Source organism: Pseudomonas sp. NBRC 111130 (genome assembly GCF_001320485.1).
In the GTDB taxonomy this organism is placed as follows: Bacteria; Pseudomonadota; Gammaproteobacteria; order Pseudomonadales; family Pseudomonadaceae; genus Aquipseudomonas; species Aquipseudomonas vlassakiae.
Genome location: NZ_BCBG01000040.1, coordinates 43,248 through 52,404, shown reverse-complemented (window position 1 = coordinate 52,404; position 9,157 = coordinate 43,248). Strand labels below are relative to the sequence as shown.

The window sequence follows — 9,157 nt, the reverse complement described above, 5'->3', positions numbered from 1 at the left end:
ATCGCCGAGAAAAACCCGGCCAAGGTGCCGGTGGTCAAGGTCAAGCTCAAGGATTCGCCGGTCTACGTGGGGATGGCCAAGAACGAGCCAGCGCTGATGGACAAGGTCAACGCCACGCTGGAGGCCGCCAAGGCGGACGGCAGCCTGAACCGCAACGCGGAAAAATGGTTGAAACAGCCGCTGCCGGCTGACCTCTGAGCGGCGCCTGGAGCCTGTCACCATGGCCTATGAATTCGATTTCGCTCCTGTGTTGGCCCAGGCCGACCTGCTGCTCAAGGGCGCCTGGTTCACCCTGCAGCTGACGGCGGTCGGCACCTTGCTGGGCGTGGCTATCGGCGTGCTGGGTGCAGGTGTGCGCGCCTGGCACGTGCGGCCGTTCGACACGCTGTTCGGCCTCTATGTGGAGCTGATCCGCAACACGCCCTTCATCGTCCAGCTGTTCTTCATCTTCTTCGGCCTGCCCGCGCTGGGCATTCGCCTGAGCGAATGGCAGGCGGCGGTGCTGGCCATGGTGGTCAACCTGGGCGCCTATTCCACGGAGATCATCCGTGCAGGTATCCAGGCCATCCCCAAGGGGCAGCTGGAAGCCGCCGCGGCCTTGGCCATGAACCGCTTCGAGGCGTTCCGCCATGTGGTGCTGCGGCCAGCGCTGGCCAAGGTCTGGCCGGCACTGTCCAGCCAGATCGTGATCGTCATGCTCGGCTCGGCGGTGTGTTCGCAGATCGCCACCGAGGAGCTGTCGTTCGCTGCCAACTTCATCCAGTCGCGCAACTTCCGCGCGTTCGAAACGTACTTGCTGACCACCGCGTTGTACCTGCTCATGGCCATTCTCCTGCGCCAGTCGCTGGCCTGGCTGGGGCAGCGCCTGCTGATGGGGAGACGCTGATGGACTTCACCTTCTGGGACATCCTGCGCAACCTGCTGGTCGGCCTGCAGTGGACCTTGCTGCTGTCGTTGGTGGCCTTCGTCTGCGGTGGCCTGGCCGGGCTGTTGGTGCTGGTCGGGCGGCTCTCCGAGCAGCCGCTGTGGCGCGGCCTGGCGCGGGGCTATATCGAGCTGTTCCAGGGCACGCCGCTGTTGATGCAGCTGTTCATGGTGTTCTTCGGCATTGCCCTGTTCGGCCTCGATGTTTCGGCCTGGATGGCAGCGGCCATTGCCTTGACCCTGTTCACCAGCGCCTTTCTCGCTGAAATCTGGCGCGGTTGCGTCGAAGCCATCCCGCGTGGCCAGTGGGAGGCCTCCGGCAGCCTGGCGCTGAGCCGCCTGGAGCAACTGCGCCACGTCATCCTGCCCCAGGCCCTGCGCATTGCCATTGCCCCGACGGTGGGCTTCTCGGTGCAGGTGGTCAAGGGCACGGCGGTGACCTCGATCATCGGCTTCACCGAACTGACCAAGACCGGCGGCATGCTGGCCAACGCCACCTTCGAGCCGTTCATGGTCTACGGCCTGGTCGCGCTGGGTTACTTCGTTCTCTGCTATCCGCTCTCGCTGAGCGCCCGTTACCTGGAAAGGAGGCTGCATGCCCCTGCTTAGAGTGTCTGCATTGCACAAGTACTATGGCGACAACCACGTGCTCAAGGGCGTCGACCTGAGCATCGAGGAGGGCGAGGTGGTGGCCATCATCGGCCGCAGCGGCTCGGGCAAGAGCACCTTGCTGCGCACCCTCAATGGCCTGGAGTCGATCAGCGACGGCGTCATCGAAGTCGACGGCGAATACCTCGACGCCAGCCGCGCCGACCTGCGCGCCTTGCGCCAGAAGGTGGGCATGGTGTTCCAGCAGTTCAACCTGTTTCCGCACCTGAGCGTCGGCGAGAATGTGATGCTTGCGCCGCAGGTGGTGAAGAAGGCCAGCCGCAGCGAAGCACGCCAACTGGCCGAACAGATGTTGGCACGGGTGGGCCTGGCGGAGAAGTTCGATGCCTTCCCCGACCGGCTTTCTGGCGGCCAGCAGCAGCGCGTGGCCATTGCCAGGGCCCTGGCAATGTCACCCAAGGTGCTGCTGTGCGACGAGATCACCTCGGCGCTCGACCCTGAACTGGTCAACGAGGTGCTGGGCGTGGTGCGTCAACTGGCCAGCGAGGGCATGACCCTGATCATGGTCACTCACGAAATGCGTTTCGCCCGGGAAGTGGGCGACAAGCTGGTGTTCATGCACCACGGCAAGGTGCATGAGGTGGGCAACCCTCGCGAGGTGTTCGCTGCACCGCAGACGGCCGAACTGGCCAACTTCATTGGCGCGGTGGCGTCGGCTTAGCAGCAGGGGCGATGCAGCCCCACTGCCTTGGCGCACAGCCAGTGTCAGAAGCGCACGTCCACCGCTACCTCGAAGGTCCGCGGCGCCCCCATGTAGTACTGCAGTCCATAGGCCTGCTTGGCATACACCTCATCGGTCAGGTTGCGCACCCGCCCGGTAATGGTGGTGTGTTCATCCAGCCGGTAGCGGGCAAAGCTGCCGAACAAGGTATAGGCCGGCGCCTTGAGGGTGTTGGCGTTGTCGGCGTACACCGAGCCGACATAGCGGGCATCCACCCCCGCCGACCAGGCCGAGGTGAAGCTGTAGGTCAGCCACAGGTTGGCGACATTGGCCGGGACGTTGACCGGGGCGTTGCCCTTGCGCGACACCGATACGCCGTTGACCGCTTCGTTGAACGCGTCGTACTGCGCGTCGACATAGGCGTAGTTGCCCTCGGCCAGCAGCTTCGGCGTGACCTGCAGCCGCCCGGACAACTCGACCCCGCGTGAGGTCTGCTGCCCGGCCTGGACCGTCAGGTTGGGGTTGCTCGAATCGCGCACGGCAAAGTCCTTGCGCACGATCTGGTACAAGGCCACGGTCGCCGCGCCTCGCCCTTCGAGGAAGTCAAACTTGCTGCCCACTTCCCATTGCTCGCCCTTGGACAGGTCGAAGGTGCCGACGTTGGCGTAGGTGGCTGCCGCCAGCGAACCGGCCGGCAGGTCGGCGGCGGTGCTGTACTGGGCGTAGAAGCTGGCCGACGGGGTCAGTTCGTAGGTCAGGCCGATGCGACCGGACAGCGGTTCCCAGCGCCGCTCGAAGAACGCCGGCGAGGTCGGTGTCACCGCGCCGTAGTTGGTCACCTCCATGTCCAGGTAGTCGTAACGCAGGGCCGTGAGCAAGGCCAAGCGCTCGGTCAGTTGCAGGCGGTTTTCGGCAAACACGGCGCGGTTGCTGGTGACATGCCGGCGCTGCTTGGTCAAGCCGGCGTTGACCCCGGGGATGTCATGGAAACTGCCGGGGTCGAAGTGGTCCGGGTCGACCACATCGGTCCAGCTCCCGGACCTCGGATACACGGTCTGGCGCATGTGTGAGTAATCCAGCCCCAGTGACCACTGGCTGGCCAGGCCGAACAGCGAGTTGTCGTGGCGCAATTCGATGCGCTCGCCCAGCACGCTTTGTTCATGGCGCTGCAGGTAAGGGCTGGCACGCTGCACATTGCCGTCGCGGGTGTAGCTGTAGCGCTCGACGTTGCGGTAATCGCGCTGGGCGCTGTAGTGGTACAGGGTGTTGTGCACGCTGGTGCTGTCGTTGACCTGGTAATCGAGCATCGAGCGCAGCCAGCGCACCCGCTGCTCGTAGCGGCCGTCGGCGACGTTGTAGTTCTCGAAGCGGCGGCTGTTGTCGATCTTCATGGTGCTGCGCCCCGGCAGGATCGGCGCGCCCCAGTACGGGCTGTCTTCGCGGTCCTCCTGGTATTCCAGCGCCAGGGTGTGGGTGAGGTCGGGCGTCAGGTCGCTGAGCAGGGAAAACGCCAGGCTGTCGGTCTTGCGCTGGTTACGGTCGATGTAGCCATTGCTGCCGGTGTGGCTGAAGTCCAGGCGCATGAAATGGCGGGCATCGGCCGGGTTGCTGGCCAGTGCCTGGTTGATGCCGAAAGCTACTTCCGAGTCGTCGTAACTGCCATGGCGCACGCGGCCATCGATGATCTGTTGGTCACGGCTGGCGGTCTTGGTGATGTAGTTGATCGAGCCGCCGACTGCGCCTGCGCCATGCAGGAACGACGACGGGCCGCCGAGCAGCTCGACGCGGTCCAGCACCCAGGCGTCCACTGGCCGGGTGGCGCTGCTGTAGCCGAGGTTGATGCCGTTGAACAGCTGGGTCACCTGGTTCTGGGTGAAGCCGCGGTAGCTGACGAAGCCGCCATAGCCGGGGTTGGCCGACGCGTTCACGCCGGTCATGGCGTTGATCACATCCTGGCTGTCCTTGGCGCCGCGTTCTTCGATGACGCGGCGGTCCGATACGCTGACCGACGCGGGGGTTTCCCGTGCGGTGAGGCCCAGCCGCGAGCCGGTGCTGATGGGCACGTCCAGTTGCACGCCGGAGGGTGCATCGCGCTCACCGTCGATGGTGGTGGCGTTGAGTTCGACGGCGGCATCGTCCGCCCAGGCAAAGGTGCAGGTGCCCATGAGGAGCACCAGAGAGGTATTGCGGAGCATGTTGTTATGTCTTCCACGCAAAGGTCATGGCTGACGGCAAGCGCGCAGGCAGGCGCGCCCGGCTGAAGTCAGGCGATATGAGTGATGGCTGCGGGGAGGACGACAGGGGGAGCGCGCGGTGTGAGGGCAGGGCGTTGGTAACGGGGCGGCGGTTGCGCCCAGCTGCGCACGACGATGGGCGAAGTGGCAGCGGCGTGTGCAGTGCTGAACGACCAGCTGCTGCTGGCCAGCGGCACGGCCAGGCCGAACGAGGAGCATACCGGGCAGTCGAGCTGGGCCATGTGCTCGTCGCCACCGGCGCCGTCGAGGTCGATGGCCACGCCGTGCTCGCTGTTGATCGAGCAGAAACCACCTTCCAGGCCGGCCAGGCGCAGGCCGCCCATCTGGCCATGGTGCAGGCCACACAGCAACAGGCTGAACAGGACGCTGGCATAGAGCGTCCAGGCAGTCAGGGTGCGAGTGTGCCGGGTGATTTTCATGGCGGCGAATCTATCACCCGGACGAACGGCAGGGTAGTGCCTGTGGGCGCGGGCGTGTCCGCGAAACAGACGACGCGGTGGATGGCACCGGCTTTGCCGGTGTTCGCGGGCAAGCCCGCTCCCACAGGAATCGCGCCAGCTTTTAACATCTGAGCAATACAGTTGCTTCCACAATGCCTGCGAAAATTTTCAGATTTTGAACCCGGCTCAGGCGGCGCGTTCGAGCACGTCCAGCAGTTCGACGAATTCCTGCGCGAGCTTGTGGCGTGGCGCCATGTGCACCAACGGTACCGAGACCTGGTGCGACTCGCGCATCTTGATCGAACTGCTCAGGTACACCGGCAGCACCGGCATGCCTTCGGCGCGCAACTGATCGACCAGGGTCTGGTGCAGCGCGGTGCGCCCGGCGAACTGGTTGACCACCACGCCCTCGACCTGCAGCGCCGGGTTGTGGTCCTGGCGTAGCTCTTCGACCTCGGCCATGACGCTGAGCAGCGCCTGGCGCGAGAAGCTGTCGCAGTCGAACGGGATCAGCAGGCGCTCGGCGGCCACCAGGGCACTGAAGGTGTAGAAGTTCAGCGCAGGTGGGGTGTCGATGTAGATCCGCTCATAGTCCTCGCCCAGCTCGGCCAGCAGCTTGCGCAGCTTGTTGATCTTGAACTTGCTTTCCAGCTTGCTCTGCAGGTCGCTGAGGTCGGGGCTGGCGGTCACCAGGTGCAGGTTGTCGTAGCGGGTTTCGCTGATCGCCATGCGGTGCTTCTTGCCAGCGGCGGTGGCCGGCGAGAGGGTCTGGCGGAAGAAGTCGGCGATACCGGCAGGGATGGCGTCGTCGGTCAGCCCGGTGAGGTAATAGGTGGCGTTGGCCTGCGGGTCGAGGTCGACCAGCAATGTGCGATAGCCCTCGGCGGCGCTGGCCGCGGCGAGGTTGCAGGCGATGCTCGACTTGCCCACGCCACCTTTCTGATTGAAAACCACACGACGCATGAGACGCTCATCCATGAAGTGAAAATGTCAGGTTGGGGTCAATCCTATGACTGAAACACGACAGATTTATGACAACGGTTGAAACAGTAGTTAAGTTCATCTTTTTCGAACCGCAAGCGCTCTGTTGCGGTGGTTTTGCGCTCATGGCCGCTCGACATGGCGCCGGTAGAAATCCAGGGTCGCCAGGTTCTTGTCCTTGGCTTCGAACATGATGTCGAAGTGGTCGAGGAACTGCAGGGCGTAGCGGTTGGTCCAGTCGTTCCACATCTGCGCGCTGTGCTGATACAGGTCACGCTTGTTCACCTTCTCCAGCAACGCCGGGATGGTCAGCTTGCGGTCAGCGTCGAAGCCCAGCGCCAGCAAGCTTTCCGGCGGCTGCGAGTAGTGCATGGTCGGCCGCACCCCACGCCAGCTGTCGATGATCCGGGCCACACGCGGGTCGTGCGGGTCGATGTAGTCACCCTCGTGGATCCAGCAGTGGTGGATGTCCAGCACGACTGGCGCAAGGTCGGCCAGTGCCAGGCAGTCGTCGACGCCATAGGTCTTTTCGTCGTTCTCGAAGGTAATCACGTTGCGTGCCACCTGGGACAACCGTGGCCACACCTGGCGCACACCGGCCGCGCCGAGGCGCCCGGCGATATGCACATTGCACTTGAAGTCCTGAAAGCTTTGGCCGAAGCCCATCATGCGGATCATGTCGGCGTGGTATTCGAATTCGGCCAGACTGTTTTCCACTACCTCGGGGCGGTCCGAGCCGAGCACACAGTACTGGCCGGGGTGAAATGACAGGCGCAAATCCTGCTCCCGAGCCAGCTTGCCGATGGCGGCGAAGCCTTCGGCCATCAGGGCCTGGAACTCGCTGTCGCGATAGAGCGGCGCGACGCTGGGGTGGCTGTAGAGCGGCAGCAGGTCGCTACTCAGGCGCACCATGCGCAGCATCGGCGGCAATTCGCTGACGTAGGCCAGCAGGCGCAGTTGGGCATCGAGGTTGTGCTGCACCAGCTCCAGCAGTTTGGCGCGGGCCGTTTCTTCGCTGGCACTGGTCAGCCAGCGCAGCGTGGTGGTGCGCGGATTGAAGGTGCGTTCGATGGCTTCCAGCGCTTTCACCGACAGGCTGCGGTGCGGGTGGCGGTACATGCAGGCGAAGCCCAGGCGGGGCATGGTCGGTCTCCCGATGAGGAATGTTCGTTGGACCCGGTGGCTGCGAGAACGATCACTTCAAGCCTGTTCCGGCCTCTTCGCGGGTAAACCCACAGGGATAGCGTTGCTCTGAAGTTGCGGTGCCTGTGGGAGCGGGTTTACCCGCGAAGAGGCCGCAACAGGCGAAGTATCGATCCAGGTTCAGGAGCCCGATTTTTCCAGGGCTTGCAGTTCATCCTCGACCTGCTGCATGCGCTGCTCGGCCAGGGCCTGGACCTTTGCATCCCGCGCCGTTTCGCGCATTAGGCCGGTGAGTTTGTCGCTCAAACGCTTGCCTTCCTCGGTCTCTTCCAGCGCCTTGGCCTTGGCCGGGTCGCGGGTGGCGGCGACGATGGTGGCGAATTCGGCGTCGCTGAAGTTCTTCTCGCTGTAGAGCTTGTACAGGTCCTGGCGCTGGTCCTCGACGGTGAGGTGTTTGCGCAGGACGTTGCTGATGGTGGCCGCATCCAGCTGCGGGTGGGTGCGCGTGAGCAGTGCAGCCATGCGCTCGATATTGTGGTCGTAGGCCTCCTGCAGCGGCAGGTTGGCCAGGATCTGCTGTTCGCGGGTGGGCTTCTGGTCGCAGGCGGCGAGGGCGGCAGTGAGCAGCAGGGGGAGCAGCAACTTCTGGATGCGGGGCATTGGGTGGCCTTGGGCGGGTATTTCCGAGAGGGGGATTATAGCGGTGTCGCAGCGGCTGTCAGAAACCGCCTGACAACGGCCATTCCACTGCCAGGCGGATCTGATTGCCATCGAGCTCCGCCTGCGCCGTGTTGCCGCGGTGCACGTTGTGCCGCAGCGAGAAGGTGGTGCCCTTGGCCTTGCCGCTCTGCACCACATAGCGTGCCTCCAGGTCACGTTCCCAGTGCTTGCCACCCTTGCCATAACCCAGGTACGCATAGCCGCCGTTGGGGTCGACATGGCTGCCGTCGATATCGAAACCGCGTACATACAGGGCAGTCAGGCTCAGCCCCGGAATGCCGTAGCCGCCCATGTTCAGGTCATAGCGTGCCTGCCATGACTTTTCGTTGGGTGCGTTGAAGTCGGACATCTGCACGGCGTTGGCTATGTAGATTGCCCCACGCGTGACGTAGTCGAACGGCGTGTTGCCATCCACTTGCTGCCAGCCGAGGCTGTAGCTGTGCGGGCCCTGGTTGTAGCGTGAGACCAGGCTCCAGGTGGTGTTGTCGATACGCCCGGACAGCGCCTTGCCGGCGTCGGTGGTGCGGTACAGGTTGAGGTCCAGGCTCAGGCTGCGGCGGTCGCCCAGGGCCTGGGTGAAGGTGCTGCCAAGGTAGTGCTGGTTCCAGGTGTCTGCGTAGCGTGAGGTGTACAGGCTGCCACTGAAGGCAGCGCCGGGGTTCCACACCAGGCCGGCGAGGTCGAAGCTGTTGCCCTGGCGGCCATCGGAGTAGTTCACCACGAAGCCCTGGTCGTGGCTGGAGGCGTTGCGGTCGGTGCTTTCGTTGAAGTGGCCGGCGACCAGCTTGAGGGTGTCGTTCTCGCTGCTGGTCAGGAACAAGCCCGTGGCGGTTTCGGGGAGCAGGCGGCTGTCGGAGGAGCTGAACACCGGCGTCTTCACCCGCTGTTCGCCCCAGGACAGCACGGTGTTCGATACCCGCAGCTTCAGCGCCGCGCCGCCCCGGCTGTATGCGTTCTTGGGGTGGCCGTCGTTGTCCAGGCTCAGCAGGCGCGCCTTGCCGGCACGGCCGCCACCGCTGTCGAGCTGCACGCCCTGATAGGCGTGGGCATCGACGCCGACGCCGATCAAGCCCTGGGTGAAACCGGACTGGTACGTGCCCATCAGGCCGTAGGCCCATTCCTCGGCCAGGCCGTTACGTTCGCTGCGTGGCTTATAGGCATTGCGCGCGCCGCTGTTACGCCCGCCGTGCTTGTAGTCACGCTGGTCGTAGACCGTGCGATTGAGGATGCTCCAACTGCTGTCTTCGACAAAACCGCTGCTGTGGGACTGCGCCGAGCCCGCGAAGGCAAATGGGGCCAGGCCTGCCAGTGGCAGGGACAAAAGCACAGCGGCGGGGCGCAACAACATGGCGGGAAACGTCCTG

At 64.3% G+C, this 9,157-nt stretch carries 10 protein-coding genes; 4 read left to right on the top strand and 6 right to left on the bottom strand.

Annotation, left to right across the window (positions count from 1 at the left end):
• The 4 genes from APH33_RS17685 to APH33_RS17670 all read left to right on the top strand — a co-directional run.
• Positions 1–198: transporter substrate-binding domain-containing protein (locus APH33_RS17685; protein ID WP_156351978.1), on the top strand; the 198-nt coding region annotated here is incomplete at its 5' end.
• A 22-nt stretch (positions 199–220) separates the two neighbouring features.
• On the top strand, positions 221–886 hold the full coding sequence (locus tag APH33_RS17680; RefSeq protein WP_054886392.1) for an amino acid ABC transporter permease: 666 nt from the start codon (positions 221–223) through the stop codon (positions 884–886).
• Positions 883–1,533, top strand: coding sequence for an amino acid ABC transporter permease (locus APH33_RS17675; protein ID WP_082433639.1), 651 nt, complete (start codon positions 883–885; stop codon positions 1,531–1,533). Before APH33_RS17680 ends, APH33_RS17675 begins: the two co-directional genes overlap by 4 nt.
• Complete coding sequence (locus APH33_RS17670; RefSeq protein ID WP_054886390.1) at positions 1,520–2,254, top strand: amino acid ABC transporter ATP-binding protein; 735 nt, start codon at positions 1,520–1,522, stop codon at positions 2,252–2,254. The genes APH33_RS17675 and APH33_RS17670 overlap by 14 nt, the downstream gene beginning before the upstream one ends.
• A 44-nt stretch (positions 2,255–2,298) precedes the next feature.
• On the opposite strand, the gene APH33_RS17665 is transcribed toward APH33_RS17670, so the two are convergent.
• The 6 genes from APH33_RS17665 to APH33_RS17640 all read right to left on the bottom strand — a co-directional run bounded on the left by APH33_RS17665 (position 2,299) and on the right by APH33_RS17640 (position 9,141).
• Positions 2,299–4,449 carry a TonB-dependent siderophore receptor gene (locus tag APH33_RS17665; protein ID WP_054886389.1) on the bottom strand — a complete coding sequence of 717 codons (2,151 nt, stop codon included), beginning with the start codon at positions 4,447–4,449 and terminating at the stop codon, positions 2,299–2,301.
• Between the two features lie 68 nt (positions 4,450–4,517).
• A complete protein-coding gene (locus APH33_RS17660; RefSeq protein ID WP_054886388.1) occupies positions 4,518–4,928 on the bottom strand; it encodes a DUF2946 family protein in 411 nt (136 codons plus the stop codon).
• A 207-nt stretch (positions 4,929–5,135) separates the two neighbouring features.
• Positions 5,136–5,912 carry a ParA family protein gene (locus tag APH33_RS17655; RefSeq protein ID WP_054886387.1) on the bottom strand — a complete coding sequence of 259 codons (777 nt, stop codon included), beginning with the start codon at positions 5,910–5,912 and terminating at the stop codon, positions 5,136–5,138.
• Positions 5,913–6,053: 141 nt separating this feature from the next.
• Positions 6,054–7,073 carry a UV DNA damage repair endonuclease UvsE gene (uvsE, locus tag APH33_RS17650; protein WP_054886386.1) on the bottom strand — a complete coding sequence of 340 codons (1,020 nt, stop codon included), beginning with the start codon at positions 7,071–7,073 and terminating at the stop codon, positions 6,054–6,056.
• A gap of 180 nt (positions 7,074–7,253) precedes the next feature.
• Positions 7,254–7,733, bottom strand: a complete 480-nt coding sequence (locus tag APH33_RS17645; protein WP_054886385.1) for a hypothetical protein — start codon at positions 7,731–7,733, stop codon at positions 7,254–7,256.
• Positions 7,734–7,791: 58 nt separating this feature from the next.
• A complete protein-coding gene (locus APH33_RS17640; protein ID WP_054886384.1) occupies positions 7,792–9,141 on the bottom strand; it encodes an OprD family porin in 1,350 nt (449 codons plus the stop codon).
• Positions 9,142–9,157: the final 16 nt, after the last annotated feature.

What these genes read in the sequence shown, in the direction of transcription:
- APH33_RS17680 (WP_054886392.1), top strand. Translation starts at nt 221, where the DNA reads ATGGCCTATGAATTCGATTTCGCTCCTGTGTTGGCCCAGGCCGACCTG.
- APH33_RS17670 (WP_054886390.1), top strand. Translation starts at nt 1,520, where the DNA reads ATGCCCCTGCTTAGAGTGTCTGCATTGCACAAGTACTATGGCGACAAC.
- APH33_RS17665 (WP_054886389.1), bottom strand. Translation starts at nt 4,449, where the DNA reads ATGCTCCGCAATACCTCTCTGGTGCTCCTCATGGGCACCTGCACCTTT.
- APH33_RS17660 (WP_054886388.1), bottom strand. Translation starts at nt 4,928, where the DNA reads ATGAAAATCACCCGGCACACTCGCACCCTGACTGCCTGGACGCTCTAT.
- APH33_RS17655 (WP_054886387.1), bottom strand. Translation starts at nt 5,912, where the DNA reads ATGCGTCGTGTGGTTTTCAATCAGAAAGGTGGCGTGGGCAAGTCGAGC.
- uvsE (WP_054886386.1), bottom strand. Translation starts at nt 7,073, where the DNA reads ATGCCCCGCCTGGGCTTCGCCTGCATGTACCGCCACCCGCACCGCAGC.
- APH33_RS17645 (WP_054886385.1), bottom strand. Translation starts at nt 7,733, where the DNA reads ATGCCCCGCATCCAGAAGTTGCTGCTCCCCCTGCTGCTCACTGCCGCC.
- APH33_RS17640 (WP_054886384.1), bottom strand. Translation starts at nt 9,141, where the DNA reads ATGTTGTTGCGCCCCGCCGCTGTGCTTTTGTCCCTGCCACTGGCAGGC.